This window comes from Bradyrhizobium sp. MI1.7, from assembly GCF_055811795.1.
Window position 1 is genome coordinate 18,319 of the sequence record NZ_JBVVPO010000077.1, and the last position, 20,389, is coordinate 38,707.

At 65.4% G+C, this 20,389-nt stretch carries 16 protein-coding genes; 10 read left to right on the forward strand and 6 right to left on the reverse strand.

Annotated features, from left to right (window positions below; translation table 11 throughout):
• Window positions 1-2: 2 nt before the first annotated feature.
• The 4 genes from AC0L3X_RS39835 to AC0L3X_RS39850 all read right to left on the reverse strand — a co-directional run bounded on the left by AC0L3X_RS39835 (window position 3) and on the right by AC0L3X_RS39850 (window position 3,334).
• On the reverse strand, window positions 3-881 hold the full coding sequence (locus AC0L3X_RS39835) for a branched-chain amino acid ABC transporter permease (protein ID WP_063980940.1): 879 nt from the start codon (window positions 879-881) through the stop codon (window positions 3-5).
• Window positions 882-893: 12 nt separating this feature from the next.
• Window positions 894-1,607 carry an ABC transporter ATP-binding protein gene (locus AC0L3X_RS39840; RefSeq protein WP_014498266.1) on the reverse strand — a complete coding sequence of 238 codons (714 nt, stop codon included), beginning with the start codon at window positions 1,605-1,607 and terminating at the stop codon, window positions 894-896.
• Window positions 1,604-2,401, reverse strand: a complete 798-nt coding sequence (locus tag AC0L3X_RS39845; protein ID WP_063980941.1) for an ABC transporter ATP-binding protein — start codon at window positions 2,399-2,401, stop codon at window positions 1,604-1,606. The genes AC0L3X_RS39840 and AC0L3X_RS39845 overlap by 4 nt, the downstream gene beginning before the upstream one ends.
• A gap of 66 nt (window positions 2,402-2,467) precedes the next feature.
• Window positions 2,468-3,334 carry an IclR family transcriptional regulator gene (locus tag AC0L3X_RS39850; protein ID WP_063980942.1) on the reverse strand — a complete coding sequence of 289 codons (867 nt, stop codon included), beginning with the start codon at window positions 3,332-3,334 and terminating at the stop codon, window positions 2,468-2,470.
• A gap of 130 nt (window positions 3,335-3,464) precedes the next feature.
• Between AC0L3X_RS39850 and AC0L3X_RS39855 the strand changes: the two genes are divergently transcribed.
• The 9 genes from AC0L3X_RS39855 (at window position 3,465) to AC0L3X_RS39895 (ending at window position 17,071) form a co-directional block, all read left to right on the forward strand.
• Window positions 3,465-5,561, forward strand: a complete 2,097-nt coding sequence (locus AC0L3X_RS39855) for a 3-hydroxyacyl-CoA dehydrogenase NAD-binding domain-containing protein (protein WP_063980943.1) — start codon at window positions 3,465-3,467, stop codon at window positions 5,559-5,561.
• A gap of 159 nt (window positions 5,562-5,720) precedes the next feature.
• A complete protein-coding gene (gene pimA, locus AC0L3X_RS39860; RefSeq protein ID WP_063980944.1) occupies window positions 5,721-7,403 on the forward strand; it encodes a dicarboxylate--CoA ligase PimA in 1,683 nt (560 codons plus the stop codon).
• Window positions 7,400-8,587 (forward strand): acetyl-CoA C-acyltransferase, encoded by a 1,188-nt coding sequence (locus tag AC0L3X_RS39865; RefSeq protein ID WP_063980945.1) that lies wholly within the window; start codon window positions 7,400-7,402, stop codon window positions 8,585-8,587. Before pimA ends, AC0L3X_RS39865 begins: the two co-directional genes overlap by 4 nt.
• Before the next feature lie 52 nt (window positions 8,588-8,639).
• The gene (gene pimC / locus AC0L3X_RS39870) at window positions 8,640-9,830 is read left to right on the forward strand and encodes a pimeloyl-CoA dehydrogenase large subunit (protein ID WP_063980946.1); all 1,191 of its coding nucleotides are present in this window, start codon (window positions 8,640-8,642) and stop codon (window positions 9,828-9,830) included.
• A 30-nt stretch (window positions 9,831-9,860) separates the two neighbouring features.
• Window positions 9,861-11,003, forward strand: coding sequence for a pimeloyl-CoA dehydrogenase small subunit (gene pimD / locus AC0L3X_RS39875; RefSeq protein ID WP_063980947.1), 1,143 nt, complete (start codon window positions 9,861-9,863; stop codon window positions 11,001-11,003).
• Between the two features lie 162 nt (window positions 11,004-11,165).
• Window positions 11,166-11,939 (forward strand): SDR family NAD(P)-dependent oxidoreductase, encoded by a 774-nt coding sequence (locus AC0L3X_RS39880; protein WP_039156171.1) that lies wholly within the window; start codon window positions 11,166-11,168, stop codon window positions 11,937-11,939.
• 268 nt (window positions 11,940-12,207) lie between these two features.
• On the forward strand, window positions 12,208-13,713 hold the full coding sequence (gene glpK / locus AC0L3X_RS39885; RefSeq protein WP_063980948.1) for a glycerol kinase GlpK: 1,506 nt from the start codon (window positions 12,208-12,210) through the stop codon (window positions 13,711-13,713).
• Window positions 13,714-13,835: 122 nt separating this feature from the next.
• Window positions 13,836-16,283, forward strand: a complete 2,448-nt coding sequence (locus AC0L3X_RS39890; protein ID WP_063980949.1) for a penicillin acylase family protein — start codon at window positions 13,836-13,838, stop codon at window positions 16,281-16,283.
• Between the two features lie 194 nt (window positions 16,284-16,477).
• Window positions 16,478-17,071, forward strand: coding sequence for a GNAT family N-acetyltransferase (locus AC0L3X_RS39895; protein ID WP_063980950.1), 594 nt, complete (start codon window positions 16,478-16,480; stop codon window positions 17,069-17,071).
• 103 nt (window positions 17,072-17,174) lie between these two features.
• On the opposite strand, the gene AC0L3X_RS39900 is transcribed toward AC0L3X_RS39895, so the two are convergent.
• Complete coding sequence (locus AC0L3X_RS39900) at window positions 17,175-18,329, reverse strand: BBP7 family outer membrane beta-barrel protein (protein ID WP_354131605.1); 1,155 nt, start codon at window positions 18,327-18,329, stop codon at window positions 17,175-17,177.
• A 195-nt stretch (window positions 18,330-18,524) separates the two neighbouring features.
• Here AC0L3X_RS39900 and AC0L3X_RS39905 point away from each other — a divergent pair, with 195 nt between their 5' ends.
• On the forward strand, window positions 18,525-19,154 hold the full coding sequence (locus AC0L3X_RS39905) for a glutathione S-transferase family protein (protein ID WP_063980952.1): 630 nt from the start codon (window positions 18,525-18,527) through the stop codon (window positions 19,152-19,154).
• A 12-nt stretch (window positions 19,155-19,166) separates the two neighbouring features.
• Here the strand turns inward: AC0L3X_RS39905 and AC0L3X_RS39910 are convergent, their stop codons facing one another.
• Window positions 19,167-19,955, reverse strand: a complete 789-nt coding sequence (locus AC0L3X_RS39910) for a hypothetical protein (protein ID WP_063980953.1) — start codon at window positions 19,953-19,955, stop codon at window positions 19,167-19,169.
• Window positions 19,956-20,389 lie beyond the last annotated feature (434 nt).

Here is a 20,389-nt window from a genome sequence, read left to right on the forward strand (position 1 = left end):
GATCAAACTCGCTTGACGATGTGCCGGCCGAACAGGCCAGCGGGTTTGACGACCAGGACGGAGATGATCAGCGCGAGCGCGATCGGGAGCTTCAGCTCATTGCCGACGCCGGGGATGTAGGTGCCGGCGAGGTTCTCGAAGATCCCGACCAGGAAGCCGCCGACCACGGCGCCGAACGGGCTGGTGAGACCGCCGAGCACCGCGGCGGCAAAGCCGTAGATCAGCACGCCGCCCATCATGTTGGGCTCGAGGAACACGACGGGGGCGATCAGCATGCCGGCGATCGCGCCGATCGCGGTCGCCATGCCCCAGCCGAGCGCGATCATCCAGCTCGTGTTGATGCCGACGAGGCGGGCCGATTCAGGCACCGAGGCGGCCGCGCGCATGGCCAGGCCGATGCGCGTGTACTGGAAGAAGAAGTAGAGGCCGAGCAGCAGCAGCACCGTGACGCCGATCATGCCGGCCTGGTGGGTCGAGATCAGCTGGCTGCCCAGGAACGGCGCGGAGCCGAACGGGGTCGGGTACTGCTTGATGGTGAAGTCCCAGATCAGGCCGGCCGAGGAGTTGATGATTGCGAACAGGGCGATGAAGCCGGCGACGTTGGTCAGCACCGGCGCTTTCGCCAGCGGCTTGAACAGGATGCGCTCGATCGCGATGCCGGCGACGAAGGAGAGCGCCAGCGTGAGGATGAAGGCGGCCCAGTAAGGCACGCCCCATTGCATCAGCTGCCAGGAGATGAAGGTCGAGAACATCGCCATCTCGCCCTGCGCGAAGTTGAGATGGTCGATCGCCTGGTAGATCATGACCACGGCGAGCGCCATGCAGGCGTAGATCGCGCCCGTGGCGATGCCGGCCAGCACTTGGTTGGTGAACAGCTCCATCGTGCCGGCTCCTCAGTAACCCAGATAGGATTTGCGGATTTCTTCGTTGTTCGCGATGTCCTTGGCATTGCCCGACATCACGATGCGTCCGGTCTCGATCACATAGGCCTGGTCGGCGAGCTCGAGCGCGAGCTGGGCGTTCTGCTCGACCACCAGGATCGACACCTTGTCCTCGCGGTTGATCTTGCCGAGGATGCCGAACAGGTCGCGCACGACCAGCGGCGCCAGTCCGAAGGACGGCTCGTCGAGCAGCATCAGGCGCGGCCGCAGCATCAGCGCACGGGCGACCGCGAGCATCTGCTGCTCGCCGCCCGAGAGCGTGCCGGCCTGCTGGGTGTGGCGCTGCTTCAGCACCGGGAAATGCGCGTACATGCGCTCGATGTCGGAAACGATGCCGGCGCTGTCCTTGCGGGTGATGGCCCCGAGCTGGAGGTTCTCCTCGACCGTCATGGTCGTGAAGGTGCCGCGGCCCTGCGGCACGTGGGCGATGCCGAACCGCACGATGCTCTCGGTGGAGCGGTTGCTGAGCGGCTTGCCTTCGAACTCGATCGCGCCGGTGGAACGCACCATGTTGCAGATCGCGCGCAGGGTGGTGGTCTTGCCGGCGCCATTGGCGCCGAGCAGCGTCGTCAACGATCCTTCGTTGAGCGAGAAGGACAGGCCATGGAGCGCCTGGACCTGGCCGTAATAGGCGCGCAGGTCCTTGACGTTGAGCAGCGTCGTCATTGGTCCTTGCTCCCGAGATAGGCCTTGATGACGTCGGGGTCCGCCTGCACCTGGGCCGGCGTGCCTTCCGCGAGCTTCTTGCCGAAATTCAGCGCGACGACGTGGTCGGCGATCGACATCACGAGGCCCATGTGGTGCTCGACCAGCAGCACGGTCATGTGGCGGTCGTCGCGGATGCGGCGGATGAGGTCGCCGAGCAGATAGACTTCCTCGTGGTTGAGGCCGCCGGCCGGCTCGTCGAGCAGCAGGATCTTCGGGTCGGCCGCGAGCGCGCGCGCCAGCTCGACGCGTTTCTGCGTGCCGAAGGGCAGGCCGGACACGATGGTGTGGGCGACGTCCTCGAGCTTGAGATAGGCGAGGATCTCCTGCACCTTCTTGTTGACCTCGGTCTCGCTGCGCCGGACCCAGGCGAGCCGAAGCGAGTCGCTGATGATGTCGCTGGAGGTCTTCGAATGGGCGCCGACGCGGACGTTGTCCATCACCGAGAGGTTCGGAAACAGCGCCACGTTCTGGAAGGTGCGGCCGATGCCGATCTCGGCGATCCGGTGCGGAGGCCGCGACAGGATGCTCACGCCTTCCATCAGGATGTCGCCCGACGACGGCTGATAGAGCCGCGAGAGGCAGTTGAAGAGCGTGGTCTTGCCGGCGCCGTTGGGGCCGATCAATCCGAGGATCTGACCCTTGTGCATGTCAAAGGACACGCCGTTGAGCGCGATGATGCCGCCGAACACGACGCTGACGTCGCGAACCGCGAGCAGGGGCGATGTCCCCTGCGCGAGCTGTGCCTGCGTCATCTCGTCTCGCCCACACACGTCAGTGGGCGAAGGGGCGATGCGAACCGCTCCCGGTGATGACAAAGGCTATCTGAACCCCTCGGCCACACGCGCAACTTTTCCTCCTGATTTCAGCTTTTTGCTGACTTCTTTTTTGGATTGCGGCATCAGTCCCCCGAGTGCCGCTTCAATGTTCCTTACCATCGCCAGCAGACGCGGTCCAATGTCGTTGATCAAACGCTCTTCCGTGAAGCGGAATGCGGGCGCGCCGCAATTGAATGCGTAAGGTCCGGTTCCGTCGTTGAGCTTGAGCGCGACGCCGGCGGCACCGATGTCGTCGTGCCAGTCGCCGACGGACATCGCGAAACCGTATTTCGCAACGGTCTCGCCGGAACGTTCCAATCCGTCGCGCATCTTCGGCCACCGGCTGCCGTAATGTTCGCGCAGGATGCGGGACACCTCGGCGCGCCCCTCGTCATCGAGCGCCCAGAAATAGGCACGGCCCATCGCGCTGGTTGCAATCGGCACGCGGGAGCCGACGTCAAGTTGAACGCCGACCGTCTCGCTGCCGCGACTTTGCCCGAAATAGATCATGCTGTGACGGTCGCGGCCGCCGATCGCGACGGCGCCGCCGGTCGCGCGCATCAATTCCTCGCGAAATGGCTCGGACAAATGCCGAACGCCGAGATTGGATAACGCCGCATAGCCGAGCGCCATCGCGGCGGGCGCGAGCTGATACTTCTCGAAACGGGGAACCGGTGTCAGATAACCGAGCTTCGTCAACGTGTAGGTCAGGCGCGAAACGGTCGGCTTGGGCAGGTTCGTCCGCGCGGCGATCTCCTGGTTGCCGAGAAGTCCGTCGCTGGGTTGGAATGCGCGCAAAACATCTAGTCCGCGGGAAAGCGCGACGACGAAATTCCGATCGGTCGCAGTCTTCTTGCCTGTACGCTTCATCCCTGATCTGCTTCTTGCGCGGAGTCGTTGACAACGTCCGTGCTTCAAAATAACCCTGCCGTCAAGATGCGGAATTAAATTCCGCACCGCGAAATCGAACAAAAGTAAATCCCCACCAAGGAGGGAAGCCGTGAGCGAAGTGGTCAAGCTTGAGCGTCATGACGAAGTCGGGATCGTCACGGTCAACAGTCCTCCGGTCAATGCGCTGAGTGCCGCAGTGCGTGGCGGTATTCTCGAATGCATCAAGGCCGCGATCGCCGATCCCGCGATCAAGGGCATCGTCCTGACCTGCGCCGGCCGCACCTTTATCGCCGGTGCCGACATCACCGAGTTCGGCAAGCCGCCGAAGCCGCCCGCCCTCAACGACGTCCTCGCCGAGATCGAGAACTCGCCCAAGCCGGTCGTCGCCGCGATCCATGGCACCGCGCTCGGCGGTGGCCTCGAGGTCGCGCTGGCCTGTCATTTCCGCGTGGCCGTGAAGGAAGCCAAGCTCGGGCTGCCCGAGGTGAAGCTCGGCCTGCTGCCGGGCGCCGGCGGCACCCAGCGCCTGCCGCGCGCGGTCGGGCCGGAACTCGCGGTCAAGATGATCGTCGGCGGCGATCCGATCGGTGCCGCCGAAGCGCTCAAGAACGGCCTGATCGAGGAGATCGTCGAAGGTCCGGCCTCCGGCGGCGAGGCCTTCGTGCGCAAGCTGCTCGCCGAGAAGCGCCCTCTGCGGCGCTTGCGCGACGACGATTCCAAGCTCGCGGCGGCCAAGGCCGACCGCTCGATCTTCACCAATGCGGTCGCCGCCATGACCAAGAAGTCGCGCGGCCTGGAGGCGCCGTTCGCCGCCGCCGACGCCGTCGGCTACGCCATCGACCTGCCGTTCGACGAGGGGCTGAAGAAGGAGCGCGAGGGCTTCCTCAAGCTCGTCTCCAGCGACCAGTCCAAGGCGCAGCGTTATGCTTTCTTCGCCGAGCGCGAGGCCAGCAAGATCGCCGGCGTCCCTGAAGGCACCAAGTCGCGGCCCGTGAACCGCGTCGCCATCCTCGGTGCCGGCACCATGGGCGGCGGCATTGCGATGTCCTTTGCCAATGCCGGCGTGCCCGTCACCCTGATCGAGACCGGCGAGGAGCAGCTCAAGCGCGGCATGGGCATCATGCAGAAGAACTGGGAAGCGACCGCCGCGCGCGGCGGCATCCCGGCCGACGCGCCCGCCAAGCGCATGGCGCTGATCAACGGCGTCGTCGGCATCGAGAACGTCGGTGATGCTGACCTGGTGATCGAGGCCGTGTTCGAGACCATGGCGGTGAAGAAGGAAGTGTTCGGCAAGCTCGACCAATACGTCAAGCCCGGCGCCGTGCTCGCCTCCAACACCTCCTACCTCAACATCGACGAGATCGCGAAGTCGACCAAGCGGCCGCAGGACGTGCTCGGCATGCACTTCTTCTCGCCCGCCAACGTCATGAAGCTGTGCGAGATCGTGCGCGCCGACAAGACCGCGCCGGATGCGCTGGTCACCGCCGTGACCATCGCGCGAAAGATCGCGAAGGTGCCGGCCGTGGTCGGCGTCTGCGACGGCTTCGTCGGCAACCGCATGCTGGCGCAGCGTGGCAAGCAGTCCGAGAAGCTGCTGTTCGAAGGTGCCCTGCCGCAGCAGGTCGACGCCGTGGTCACCAAATTCGGCATGCCGATGGGACCGTTCGCGATGGGCGATCTCGCCGGCCTCGACATCGGCTGGCGCTCGCGCAAGGACCGCGGCATCAAGTCGGAGATCGCGGATGCGCTCTGCGAAGCCGGCCGCTTCGGCCAGAAGACCGGCAAGGGCTACTACAAGTATGAAGCAGGCAGTCGCTCGGCGCTGCCCGATCCGGAGGTCGAAAAGCTGATCGACGAGACGCTGCTCCGTCTCGGCCGCAAGAAGCGTGTCGTCAGCGACGAGGAGATCCTCGAGCGCATGATGTACCCGATGATCAACGAGGGCGCGAAGATCCTCGAAGAGGGCATCGCGGCGCGTCCTTCCGACATCGACGTGGTCTGGCTCTACGGCTACGGCTGGCCGATCTACCGCGGCGGCCCGATGTTCTGGGCCGACACCGTCGGCCTCAAGCACATCGCCGATCGTCTCTCCTTCTACGCCAAGGAGACCAACGATCCGAGCCTCGAGCCCGCGCCGCTGCTGAAGAAGCTCGCGGCCGAAGGCAAGACGTTCGCGTCGCTGGCCGCGGCGTCGAAAGCGGCGTGATGGCCGCTTCATCTCAACCCTCGTCATTCCGGGATGCGCCGCAAGGCGCAGGCCCGGAATCCATAACCCCAGCTGGTGGTTGTGGATTTCGGGCTCGCGACTTTGTCGCGCCCCGGAATGACGGTCTCTGTTAGTTGCTCGCTCAACCAATCAAGAATAATGCCCCATCCCGGCGAACAGTTTTATCCCGAGGGCGTGCGTTGGGACGACACCATCGTCCAGGGCTCGCTGCCTGACCTGCTGTCGAAAGCCGCCGCCGATTTCGGCCCGCGCACCGCGCTGGAATTCCGCGATCGTCCGATCAGCTATACCGAGCTCGCCGCCATGGCCGAGCGTGCCGCGGCTGCCTTCCTGCGCGCCGGCTGCGGCAAGAGCAGTTCCGTGGCGCTGTTCCTCGGCAACACGCCGGACCATCCGGTCAATTTCTTCGGCGCGCTCAAGGCCGGTGCCCGCGTCGCGCATCTCTCCCCGCTCGACGGCGAGATCGCGCTGACGCACAAGGTCTCGGATTCCGGCTCGCGCCTGCTCGTCACCTCCAACCTCGCGGCGCTGCTGCCGAACGCGCTGAAGTTCCTGGAGAAGGGCCTGATCGATCGCCTGGTCGTCTGCGAGGACGACGATTGGGGCAAGGTCGGCACGCCACAGGCGCCGATCCCCGACGATCCCCGCATCGTCACCTTCAAGAGCTTCGTCGAGGGCGCCACCGCGCCGGCTGAGTGGCCGTCCGTGACGGCGGACGACGTCGCGCTGCTGCAATATACCGGCGGCACCACCGGCCTGCCCAAGGGCGCGATGCTCACCCACGGCAATCTCACCTCGGCAGTGTCGATCTACGATGTCTGGGGCAAGCCGTCGCGTGCGGCGCGCGGCGACGTCGTCGAGCGCGTGATCTGCGTGCTGCCGCTGTTCCACATCTATGCGCTCACCGTCGTGCTGCTGTCGTCGCTCAGCCGCGGCAATCTGATCTCGCTCCACCAGCGTTTTGATGTCGAGGCGGTGATGCGCGACATCGAAATCAAGCGCGCGACGTACTTCCCGGGCGTCCCGACGATGTGGATCGCGATCGCGGCGCTGCCTGATCTCGACAAGCGCGACTTCTCCTCGCTCGCCGTCATCGGCTCCGGCGGCGCGCCGCTGCCGGTGGAGATCGCGAACTTCTTCGAGCGCAAGGTCGGCAAGAAGCTGCGCAGCGGCTGGGGCATGACCGAGACCTGCTCGCCCGGCACCGGCCACCCGCCGACGGGACCGGACAAGCCGGGGTCGATCGGCCTGATGCTGCCCGGCATCGAGATGGACGTGGTCTCGCTGGATGATCCGACAAAAGTTCTGCCGCCGGGCGAAGTCGGCGAAATCCGCATCAAGGGCCCGAACGTCACCAAGGGCTACTGGAACAAGGCGAAGGAGTCCGCGGAGTCGTTTTCGGACGGCCGCTTCCTCACCGGCGACATCGGCTATGTCGACACCGACGGTTATTTCTTCCTGGTCGACCGCAAGAAGGACATGATCATCTCCGGCGGCTTCAACGTCTATCCGCAGATGATCGAGCAGGCGATCTACACCATTCCGGGCGTGCACGAGGTGATCGTGCTCGGCATTCCCGACCAGTATCGCGGCGAGGCCGCCAAGGCCTTCATCAAGCTCAAGCCGGACGCCAAGCCGTTCTCGCTCGACGAGCTGCGCGCGCAGCTTGCCGGCAAGGTCGGCAAGCACGAGCTGCCGGCAGCAGTCGAGTTCGTCGACGATCTGCCGCGCACGCCGGTCGGAAAATTGTCGCGCCACGAATTGCGCCAGCAGCAGAAACCAGCACAATCCACCCAACACCCATCAGGAGGTCGCTCTTGACCGACGCCGTCATCGTTTCCACCGCCCGCACCCCGATCGGCAAGGCCTATCGCGGCATGCTCAACGCCACCGAGGGTGCGACGCTGCTCGGCCACGCCATCGGCGAGGCAGTCGCTCGCGCCAAGGTCGATCCGAAGGAGGTCGAGGACGTCGTGATGGGCGCGGCGCTGCAGCAGGGCGCGACCGGCGGCAACATCGCGCGCAAGGCGCTGCTCCGCGCAGGTCTCCCCGTGACCGTCGCCGGCACCACCATCGACCGGCAATGCGCCTCGGGCCTCCAGGCCATCGCGCTTGCCGCGCGCTCGGTGATCTTCGACGGCGTCGAGATCGCGGTCGGCGGCGGCGGCGAGTCGATCAGCCTCGTGCAGAACGACAAGATGAACGGCTTCCACGCCCAGGATCCGGCGCTGCTCAAGATCAAGGGCGAGGTCTACATGCCCATGATCGACACCGCCGAGGTCGTCGCCAAGCGCTACGGCATCTCGCGCGAGAAGCAGGACGAATATTCGCTGGAGAGCCAGCGCCGCACCGCCGCGGCCCAGCAGGGCGGCAAGTTCAAGGACGAACTGGCGCCGATCACGACGCAGATGGCGGTCACCGACAAGGCGACCGGCGCCGTGTCGATGAAGGAAGTGACCTTGTCGCAGGACGAAGGCCCGCGCCCCGAGACCACGGCTGAAGGCCTTGCCGGCCTCAAGCCCGTGCGCGGCGAAGGCTTTTCGATCACCGCGGGCAATGCCAGCCAGCTCTCCGACGGCGCCAGCGCCTCCGTCATCATGAGCGACAAGGAAGCCTCCAAGCGCGGCCTCAAGCCACTCGGCATCTTCCGCGGCTTCGTCTCCGCCGGCTGCGAGCCGGACGAGATGGGCATCGGCCCGGTCTTCGCCGTGCCGCGCCTGCTCAAGCGCCACGGCCTCACCGTCGACGACATCGGCCTCTGGGAGCTGAACGAAGCCTTCGCGGTGCAGGTGCTCTATTGCCGAGACAAGCTCGGCATCGACCCCGAGAAGATCAACGTCGACGGCGGCGCGATCTCGGTCGGCCATCCCTACGGCATGTCGGGCGCGCGCCTGACCGGTCACGCCCTGATCGAAGGCCGCCGCCGCAAGGCCAAGTATGCGGTCGTCACCATGTGCGTCGGCGGCGGCATGGGCGCGGCCGGGCTGTTCGAGGTGTTGCAGTAATTTCACCGTCGTCCTGACGGCGACGAAACAAAGAAGCTCACAGGAGGATCCGATGGATCTCGCATTCACTAGGGAAGAGCAGGCGTTTCGCGAGGAAGTGCGTTCATTCTTCCGCGACAACGTGCCGCCGGATACGCGGCGCAAGCTGGTCGAGGGCCGTCACCTCTCGAAGGACGAGATGGTGACGTGGTGGCGCATCCTCAACAAGAAGGGCTGGGGCGTCAGCCACTGGCCGAAGCAGTATGGCGGGACGGGGTGGACCTCCGTGCAGCACTACATCTTCAACGAGGAGCTGCAGTCCTATCCGGCGCCGCAGCCGCTCGCCTTCGGCGTCAGCATGGTCGGCCCCGTGATCTACACCTTCGGCAACGAAGAGCAGAAGAAGCAGTATCTGCCGCGCATCGCCAATGTCGACGACTGGTGGTGCCAGGGCTTCTCCGAGCCCGGCTCCGGCTCCGATCTCGCCTCGCTCAAGACCAAGGCCGAGCGCAAGGGTGACAAGTGGATCATCAACGGCCAGAAGACCTGGACCACGCTCGCCCAGCACGCCGACATGATCTTCTGCCTCTGCCGCACCGACCCCTCCGCCAAGAAGCAGATGGGCATCTCCTTCATCGTGTTCTCGATGAAGTCGAAGGGCGTCACCGTGCGTCCGATCCAGACCATCGACGGCGGCGTCGAGGTCAACGAAGTGTTCTTCGACGACGTCGAGGTGCCCTACGAGAACCTGATCGGCGAGGAGAACAAGGGCTGGGACTACGCCAAATTCCTGCTCGGCAATGAGCGCACCGGCATTGCCCGGGTCGGCGTCTCCAAGGAGCGGCTGCGCCGCATCCGCGACTTGGCCGGCAAGGTCGAATCCGGCGGCAAGCCGATCATCCAGGACGCCGCGTTCCGCGAGAAGCTGGCGGCCTGCGAGATCGAGCTGAAGGCGCTCGAGCTGACGCAGCTCCGCGTCGTCGCCGACGAGGGCAAGCACGGCAAGGGCAAGCCTAATCCGGCGTCCTCGGTGCTGAAGATCAAGGGCTCCGAGATCCAGCAGACCACCACCGAGCTCTTGATGGAAGTGATCGGCCCGTTCGCAGCACCCTACGACGTGCACGGCGACGACGGCTCGAACGAAGCCATGGAGTGGACCGCCCAGATCGCACCGAGCTACTTCAACAACCGCAAGGTCTCGATCTACGGCGGCTCCAACGAGATCCAGCGCAACATCATCGCCAAGGCGGTGCTGGGGCTCTAGGCGTCATTCCGGGTACGAGGAACCAAAGAAATGGATTTTGATCTGAACGAGGAGCAACGGCTTCTCAAGGAAAGCATCGACGGCCTGCTGACCGATTCCTATGATTTCGAGAGCCGCAAGAAGTACATGAAGGAGAAGGGCGGCTGGAGCCAGGCCGTCTGGGGCAAGCTCGCCGAGCAGGGCCTGCTCGGCCTGCCCTTCGCGGAGGCCGATGGCGGCTTCGGCGGCGGCGGTGTCGAGACCATGATCGTGATGGAAGCGCTCGGCAAGGCGCTGGTGCTTGAGCCGTATCTGGCAACGGTTGTGATCGGCGGCGGCTTCCTGCGCCACGCCGGCTCCGATGCGCAGAAGGCCGCGCACGTGTCCGGGATCATCGACGGCAGCAAGACGCTGGCGTTCGCCCAGCTCGAGAAGAACTCGCGTTACGACCTGTTCGACGTCGCCACGACGGCGAAGAAGAAGGGTGACGGCTGGGTGATCGACGGCGAGAAATTCGTCGTGCTCAACGGCGAGAACGCGGAAACTCTCATTGTCACCGCCCGCACCAAGGGCGACCGCCGCGACAAGTCCGGCATCGGCGTGTTCCTGGTGCCGGCGGGCGCCAAGGGCGTGACGAAGAAGTCGTACCCGACGCAGGACGGCCTGCACGCCGCCGACATCACCTTCACCGGCGTCGAGGTCGGCGCGGATGCGGTGCTCGGCAATCCCGACGACTCGCTCGCGCTGATCGAGCGTGTCGTCGACGAAGCCCGCATTGCGCTCTGTGCCGAGGCGGTCGGCCTGATGGACGAGTCGCTCAAGACCACCGTCGAGTATATCAAGACGCGCAAGCAGTTCGGCGTCGCGATCGGCTCGTTCCAGTCGTTGCAGCACCGCGCTTCCGACATGTTCGTCGCCGCCGAGCAGGCGCGATCAATGTCGATGTTCGCGACCATGGCGGGTGATTTCGAGGACGCCAAGGAGCGTTCCAACGCGATCGCCGCGGCCAAGGTGCAGATCGGCAAGTCGCTGAAGTTCGTCGGACAGCAGGCGATCCAGCTCCACGGCGGCATCGGCATGACCATGGAGGCGAAGATCGGCCACTACTTCAAGCGCCTCACCATGATCGAGAACAGCTTTGGTGACACCGACTACCACCAGCGCCGCGTCGCGGATGGGAGCGGGTTGATCTGAGTTGATCTAGGCCACGCGAAGACTGTCATGCCCCGGCTTGACCGGGGCATCCAGTACTCCGCGGCGGCAGTTCGTTCACGCAACTCAGCCGCCGAGTACTGGATCGCCCGATCAAGTCGGGCGATGACATCGAGTAAATGGAATCAGCGGAGCCCAACAACAATGAAAAACACCCCGTTCGATCTCACCGGCAAGGTCGCAATCGTCACCGGCTCCAGCCGCGGCATCGGCCGCTCCTCCGCCGAGTTGCTCGCCAAGTTAGGCGCCAAGGTCGTGGTCTCTTCGCGCAAAGCCGACGCCTGCAAGGAAGTCGCCGACGGCATCATCGCAGCCGGCGGCGATGCCATCGTCATTCCCTGCAACATCGCGCGCAAGGCCGAGGTCGAGGCGCTGATCTCGGGCACGATCAAGCACTACGGCAAGATCGACATCCTCGTCTGCAACGCCGCGGTGAATCCGTATTACGGCCCGCTGCTCGACATCACCGACGAGGCCTTCGACAAGATCATGGGCAGCAACGTCAAGAGCAACATCTGGCTCTCCGCGCTGGCGATCCCGCAAATGGCGGAGCGCGGCAACGGCTCCGTCGTCATCATCTCCTCGATCGGGGGGCTGCGCGGCTCGACCGTGATCGGCGCCTACGGCATCTCCAAGGCCGCCGACTTCGCGCTGTGCCGCTCGCTCGCCGGCGAATGGGGCCCGAAAGGCGTCCGCGTCAACTGCATCGCGCCCGGCCTGGTCAAGACCGATTTCGCCCGCGCGCTGTGGGAAGACGAAGCCAACCTCAAGCGCCGCACCGCCACCACGCCCCTTCGCCGCATCGGCGAACCCGACGAAATCGCCGGCGCCGTCGCCTATCTCGCCTCCGACGCGTCCAGCTTCATGACCGGCCAGACCATCGTGATCGACGGCGGCGTGACGACGGCAGCGGTGTAGGGATTCTTCCCTCTCCCCTTGTGGGAGAGGGTGGCTCGCCGCGTAGCGGCGAGACGGGTGAGGGGTTTCTCTCCATGTGCAACCCTCTTACCGCTGAATTCGCTGAAGCATACCCCTCATCCGGCGCGCTTTGCGCGCCACCTTCTCCCACAAGGGGAGAAGGGGAGGCGGCCGTGTCCGCTCATCCAATCTTGACCTTCCCGCCCTAATCCGCTCCCTTTGGCGCGACACAATGACCCCCTCTCAGGGAAACGCCAGGGTAAGCTCCATGTCTTTCGTCCTCGCCATCGACCAGGGCACCACCTCGTCGCGCGCCATCGTTTTTCGCAGTGACATCTCGATTGCCGCCCGCGCGCAGCAGGAGTTTCCGCAGCATTTTCCGGCCTCGGGCTGGGTCGAGCATGAGCCGGAGGACATCTGGACCTCGACCGTCATGGTCTGCCGAGACGCGATCGAGCAGGCCGGCATCGGGCCTAAGGACATCGCCGCGATCGGCATCACGAACCAGCGTGAGACCACCGTGGTGTGGGACCGCGCCACCGGCCAGGCCGTGCACCGCGCCATCGTCTGGCAGGACCGCCGCACCGCTGACATCTGCGCGAAACTCAAGGCCGGCGGCCGCGAGCCCGTGATCTCGCAGAAGACCGGCCTGATCATCGATCCCTATTTCTCCGGCACCAAGGTCGCCTGGATTCTCGACCACGTCCCCGGCGCGCGGGCGCGTGCCGCGCGCGGCGAATTGATGTTCGGCACCGTCGACTGCTATCTGCTCTGGCGCCTCACCGGCGGCAAGGTGCACGCCACCGACGCCACCAACGCCTCGCGCACGCTGCTGTTCAACATCCACACCGGCCAGTGGGACGACGAGCTCTTGGAGATCATCGGCGTGCCGCGCTCGATGCTGCCCGAGGTGAAGGATTCCTCCGCCCGCTTCGGCGAGAGCACGCCGGACCTGTTCGGCGGCGCGATCGCGATCTCAGGCATCGCGGGCGACCAGCAGGCCGCGACCATCGGCCAGGCCTGCTTCCGCCCGGGCATGATGAAGTCGACCTACGGCACCGGCTGTTTTGCCCTGCTCAACACCGGGACCACGCCGGTCGTCTCCAAGAACAAGCTGCTCACCACCGTCGCCTATCAGCTCGACGGCAAGCGCACCTACGCGCTCGAAGGCTCGATCTTCGTCGCGGGTTCTGCGGTGCAGTGGCTGCGCGACGGCCTCGGCATCATCAAGCACGCCGCCGAGACCGGACCGCTCGCCGACCAGTCCGATTCCATGCAGAGCGTCTATCTGGTCCCCGCCTTCGTCGGCATGGGGGCGCCCTACTGGAATCCACGGGTGCGCGGCGCGCTGTTCGGCCTCACCCGCAACACCGGTCCGGCCGAGCTCGCCCACGCCGCGCTGGAGAGCGTGTGTTACCAGACTTTCGACCTCTGGGCCGCGATGCGCGCGGACTGGCCGAGCTCGGAAGTCGCGAGCGTCGTGCTGCGCGTCGACGGTGGCATGACCGCGTCCGACTGGACCATGCAGCGCCTCGCCGATCTCTTGGACGCACCGGTCGATCGCCCCGTGATCCAGGAGACCACCGCGTTGGGCGCCGCCTATCTCGCCGGCCTCCAGGCGGGCGTCTATCCCGAGCCGACAAAGTTCGCCGACAATTGGCGCCTCGAGCACCGCTTCAAGCCGAACATGAGCCAGGCGACGCGCGAGCGGAAGCTCGCCGGCTGGGCGCGTGCGGTGAAGGGCGTGCTCGCGAGCGACGAGGGAGAGGGATAGGCGGATGTCGTAGCCCGGATGGAGCGAAGCGCAATCCGGGGTTTTCTCCACGAGTAAGATTCCCGGATTACGCTTCGCTCCATCCGGGCTACGGACTAAAATAACAACAACGGGAGAAGACAATGAACACGGATCTCAACCGGGTCATCCAAAAGCTCTGCGGCGCAGCGATCTGCGCCGTGCTGCTCACCTCGACGGCCATCGCGCGCGACAAGCCGAATCCGCTCGGCAGCGCGCGGCAGCTCAAGACCGACGTCGCGGGCCTCGACGCCCCCGCCCAGATCCTGGTCGACGTCTGGGGCATTCCGCACATCTACGCCGGCAACGAGCACGACCTGTTCTTCCTGCAAGGTTTCAACGCCGCGCGCGACCGGCTCTGGCAGATCGATCTCTGGCGCAAGCGCGGGCTTGGCTTGCTCGCCAAGGATTTCGGCCCGGCCTATGCCGAGCAGGACAAGGCGCTGCGGCTGTTCCTCTATCGCGGCGACATGAATGCGGAGTGGGCGGCCTACGGTCCCAAGGCGAAGACCTATGCGGACGCGTTTGTCGCCGGCGTCAATGCCTATGTCGCCGATGTGCGTGCGGGAAAGCGCCCGCTGCCGATCGAGTTCAGGATCGCCGGCACCATGCCTGATCCGTGGACGGCGGATGACGTCGTCCGCATCCGCAGCCACGGCCTGACGCGCAATGTCGCCTCCGAGGTCAAGCGCTCGCTGGTCGCCTGCGCGGCCGGCCTGGATGCCGATCGTTTTCGGGTCAAGCTCGAGCCGGCATGGACCACGAAAGTCCCCGATGGTCTCGACCCCTGCAGCGTGCCGAAGGCCGTGCTCGCGGCCTACGATCTCGCGACGCGCCCGGTGGCCTTCGCGGCACCGAAGGACAAGCAGGCCGCACTCGCCCATGATCCCGACAAATACCTCACCGAGGCCGACCAGCAGCGCGACACCATCGGCTCCAACAATTGGGTGATCGCGGCCTCGCGCACGGCGACGGGCCGCCCGATCCTCGCCAACGATCCGCATCGCGAGCACAGTGTGCCCTCGCTGCGCTACATCGTCGGCCTCAATGCGCCGGGCCTCTCCGTGATCGGTGCCGGCGAGCCGGCGCTGCCCGGCATCTCGATCGGCCACAACGGCACCATCGCCTTCGGCCTCACCATCTTCAACGTCGACCAGGAAGACCTCTACGTCTACGAGCTCAATCCGCAAAACCCCAACCAGTACCGCTACGGCAATGGCTGGGAGGACATGCGCATCGTCCACGAAACCGAGCAGGTCAAGGGTGAGGCCGATCGCGACCTCGAGCTGAAATTCACCCGGCACGGTCCCGTCATCTTCGTCGACGATGCGAACAAGCGCGCCTTTGCCGTCCGCTCGATCTGGTTCGAGCCCGGCACCTCCGCCTATTTCGGGTCCTCCGACTACATGACCGCGAAGGACTGGAACGGCTTCCTCGCCGCCATGCGGCGCTGGGGCGCGCCATCGGAGAACCAGGTCTATGCCGACACCCGCGGCAATATCGGCTGGGTTGCCGCCGGCAAGACGCCGCGGCGCGCCAACTTCGACGGCCTGATGCCGGTGCCCGGCGACGGCCGCTATGAGTGGCAGGGCTTTCTCTCGCTCGACGAATTGCCGAAGGCCTATCAGCCCAAGCAGGGCTTTCTCGCCACCGCCAACCAGATGAACCTGCCGGCCGATTACCCGATAGCCGAACGCAAGGTCGGCTTCGAATGGTCCGACAGCGCGCGCTGGCAACGCATCACCGAGGTGCTCGCGGCCAACAGCAAGGTGACGCTCGCCGACGCCATGGATTTGCAGAACGACGACACCGCGATGCTCGGGCGGCGCCTCGTCAAGCTGTTGCAGCCGCTCACCTCCGACGATCCCAATGTGAAGAAGGGTCTCGATCTGCTCAAGCCGTGGGACGCGCGCGATGCCGCCGACAGCGCGGCGGCTGCCGTGTTCGAGGTCTGGATCGCCAATCATCTTGGGCCGGTGCTGCTGAAGACCACGGCTCCCAAGGCCGCCGATCTGATCGCGCCGGAGGCGTCGAGCATTTCGGCGTTGGTCGCCTATCTGGAATCTCCCGATGCCTCGTTCGGCGCCGATCCCGCTGCCGCGCGCGACCAGATCCTGCGCGACAGCCTCGGCGCCGCAGTGGCCGACGTCGCGGGCAAGCTCGGGCCGGATGCCTCGACCTGGCGCTGGGGCCGGCTGCATGTCGCGAAGTTCGACCATGCCTTGATGCCGCTCGCCGACAAGGCCACCGCCGCGCAGCTCTCGGTCGGCCCGCTCGCCTATGGCGGTGCCGCCAATGTGCCGCGCGCGGCCACCTACCGCCGCGCCGATTACCAGCTGTTCGCCGGCGCATCGTTCCGCATGGTGCTCGACGTCGGCAATTGGGATGCGAGCCGCACCATCAACACGCCCGGCCAATCCGGCGATCCCTTCAGCGCCCATTATCGCGACCTCGCTCCGCTCTGGGCCACGGGCCAATATGTCCCGCTGCTCTACAGCCGCCCGGCCGTCGAAGCCGCGACCGCGGAAGCGATCATTTTGACGCCGCGATGAGCGACTTGTTGGCTGGAGAGTGCCGGAAGAGCGCGGCCTGCATGGTCCGGGACGCCCGCTTAGGCGGGCTCCTCACCATGAGGGTCTGATATCCCGCCGCCAAACGCGACCTCATCCTGAGGGCCCGCCGTAAGCGGGCGTCTCGAAGGATGGGCCGCAAGCGAGCTGTTCGTCATGTCTTTCTGAGAGGCCCCATGCTCATCCCTGACGGCTATTCCGACATCCCCGCCGGCAAGATCGCCGCGGTCGTCACCCACCTGGAGATGACCGCACCTCCCGCGCGCCGCGACGATCCTCCAGGCGCGTGGTCCTTGCGCAAGGTCGACGCGCCCGCGCTTCATTGGTATCGCGATCTCCACCGCCGCGTGGGCGAAGAGTGGCTGTGGTTTTCGCGGATGCGCATGAACGACGCGGAGCTCGCCGCGATCATCCACGCAGCGGGTGTCGAGGTCTACACACTGGTCGCGGACGGCCGCGATGAAGGCTTGCTCGAACTAGATTTCCGCGAGCCCGGCCAGTGCGAGTTGGTCTATTTCGGCGTCACCGCGAAGCTGATCGGCACCGGCTCCGCCCGCTTCCTGATGAACCGCGCGCTGGAGCGCGCATGGTCTGGCGACGTACGCCGTGTCTGGGTGCACACCTGCACCTTCGACCATCCGTCGGCGATCGCGTTCTATCAGCGCTCGGGATTTCGTGCGTTCCGCCGCCAGATCGAAATCGCCAACGATCCGCGCCTCGATGGCACGGCGTCGCGGACGGCGGCGAAGCATGTGCCGATCATCGAGTGATGTTCGTGGCCCGTAGCCCGGATGGAGCGAAGCGCAATCCGGGTTTTTCTCGCACGCTGACAGAATCCCGGATTACGCTGCGCTCCATCCGGGCTACACGCCCTCAATAATTATACCGCACGCCGAAACTGAACCCCTGCGCAAGCAGGTTCGTCGTGTTGAGCACCGGCGCGGGCCGGTTCGGCCCGCCGCCGGCCGGCGGTGGCGCGAGGTTCGGATTGACGGTGGTGTCGATCAGCCCGCCGGCGCGCTGTACGCCGGTCCAGTACATCACGTCGTAGCCGGTGATCAGCCGCCAGCCGGGCGCAACCTGATATCCCGCCTTCAACGACAGCTCCGGCACCACGGCGAAGCGGGTTTGGTCGTAATGGCCTATATTGCTCGACAGCGCGAGGAAGCCGCCGGGGGCCGTAGTGGTGACGCCGGCCACGGTCGAGGCGGTCGAGCCCGAAATGTCGGCACTGTTGAGATTGGCGCCGAGCGCCACCTTGCCGCGCCACTCCAGCGACCACGGGCCATTGCGCCAGTCGCCGGTGAGGCCGAGATCGAGGCCGTGGAAATTGCTCGACGCCTTGAAATTGTCGGTGGGGCTGAAGGTGCCGAAGGCAAGAATGGTCGCAGTATTGGAGATCGTCAGCGTGTCGGTCGACCGCAGATAGCGATAGCCAACCAGCGCGCTGACGCGCTGTCCGCTCCACGCGCCGAGATCCCAGCGATAGAGCGCGCCGGCGCCGAGCAGGCGCGAGGTTTCGCTCGCGCTGGCACTGCCGGTGGCCAGCCCCGGAAATCCCGCGATCAGCGCGTCGGGAAATCCCGTCAGCGCATTGGTGAAGGGCCGTGCCAGGATCGGATTGGCATTGGTGTCGGTCGCAAATCCGGTCGAGAGATTCTCCAGCCCGAAGAACGAGGCTTCGATGCCGCGGCTGCGCTGCGGATCGAACCGGTAGCCGGCGGTGATGCGCCCGCCCGAACGCCAGTCGTTGTTCACACTGGAATTGCCGAACAGCACGGTCGTCGTGGGCTGGCCGAGCACGCCGACAACTCCCAGCGGCGTGCCGACCGGGCTCGTGGTCACCAGCGCCGGCAGCTTGTCGCCCGTCACGCTCCAGGCAAGGTAGTCGGCCTCGGCCCAGAACGGATTGAAGTCGGCAGGTTTGGGCGGCGCCTTCATCGGCAGATCGGCTGCTGACGTGACGTCGGGCACGATCGCCGTAAGAGCCAGGCCGACCGCTGCCGCTCTCAATGCCCGCCGATTCATTTGGCTTCCCTCTGGGTCCGCGGAATGAACCATGCGACAATTTGTTCGGCAAGCTGGAGTTGAGGCGGTGCCGAGACGAAAATGTGTAGCTGTTGCCGTTGGGCACCGCTCGCTGGCTGTGTCGTTCGATAATAGCCTTGTGAAGAAGGTGAATGGCCGGCTTCGAGCCCCGGCACTGACTAGTGAGCGAGAACCATGTTCCTGATTGGCCAATACGATTCTCCCTTCGTCCGCCGTGTCGCGATCGCGCTGCGGCTCTACGGCCTCGCCTTTGAGCACCGGCCATGGTCCACCTTCGGCGACGCCGACAAGATCGCGCCGTATAATCCGCTGCGCCGCGTGCCGACCCTGGTGCTCGACGACGGCGAGGCGCTGATCGAGAGCACGATCATTCTCGATTATCTCGATGAGCTCGTCGGGCCTGAGAAGGCGATGCTGCCGCGCGGCGGCGCCGAGCGACGGAAGCACCTGCGGATCTGCGCGCTCGCCACCGGCCTTGGCGACAAGGCGGTGAGCCTGCTCTATGAGCGCGTGCTGCGGAAGGAGCAGCTTGCGCTCTGGGTCGAGCGCTGCCAGGCGCAGATCGGCGACGTGCTCGGCGTGCTGGAGGCCGAGCGCGCCGGGGGGACGACGGCGTATTGGCTGGGCGACCGGATCGGCCACGCCGACATTGCGGTTGCCTGCGTCGTGCGCTTCACCCGCGAAGCGCATCCGCTTCTGTTCGAGCCATCGCGCTATCCGGCGCTGTCGGCGCACGCCGAACGCTGCGAGGCGCTGGCACCGTTCAAGGAGATCGTGCAGCCGCTGGCCCCGCCGAAAGGGTGAAAGCGCGGCGTCCTATCTCCTGTTGCAGGGCTTGATCTCGCCCGCCGCGGACTTCAGGACGATCGGATTCGGCGACAGCCTTATGCCAAAGAACAATTGAGAGCCGGACACCTTGTCGTCCGATCCCTGGTGGGCGTCCAGCTCGAGCTTCGCCGCGATCTCGGATGTCAGCTTGGCCCGCTCCTCCATCGAAATGGTGTTGTGATATTTGATCTCGTAGACGACGTCGGCCTCCAGCACGGACCGCGTCTGGCAGACGACTCCGCCGCTCGAAAGGTTCAGGGCGATCGCGTCCTCGCATTCGGCCTTCAGCAATGCATTGCGGGTCGATATCAGCGACTCGTCGGAGATCAGGAGAATGTTGGCGTTCTCGAGCTTGAGGTGAATTGAATCAACTTGCTGCATTCCGGCGACCGCCGACAGCTTGTCCCTGACCTGCGCGGACACGTCGAGATTCTTCTCGAGCGACTGCTTCAGGTCCCGGTCCACGGTCGGTGATTTCCGGATCTTGTCGGCCAGCAGCGCGGGGTCGATATCGCAGGTCGGATGCAGCTCCAGCCGGCCATTGCTCAGATATTCGATCGTGTTGATGGTGCCGGGACCGCCGAACGTGCTCGGCGGGACCACCTCGAAATATCCGGTCTCGGAGAGGATGGCCGCAATCGTCTGTTTCTTTCGCGGGTATCCGACCCAGGCTGCAACCATCACCAGGCCGGTCGCGACAAAGACGAGGCTACCAAGCCAAAGCCATTTGCGACTTGCTACTTTCGCGGGCAGCACAACTGGTTTCGTTCGCCGCATGGCACGTAGCCTTTCGGACAGTCAGCCGCGGCAATCGTGGGCAGCACGACAAGGGCGATCGCGGCGACGAACAGTGCAATGAACTGCGTCATATGCTCGATCCCAAGCAAACCATCGGTTTGAAGGTAGTAGACCGATAGAGTAGCGAATCAAGGTTGAGCGGACAAGTGAACGAGTTCACACCGCCCGGTTCCTGCGCGAAATTGCCGGTGAGCCGAATTCCGGACCGCGACTCGTCCTGGTGGTGTGTCAGAAAGGAGCAGGCCGCTCTTTGCGTCGCGCACTGCCGGTTGTTGCGAGGCGCAGGCGCCGTCCAGGGAGATCGTGCAGCCGGCGCTGCCGAAAGAGTGAGGTCTCTACCCTCCCCTGGAGGGGGAGGGTCGATCGCGCGCAGCGCGAGCGGGGTGGGGTGATCTCTCCACGCGGGCAGTGTT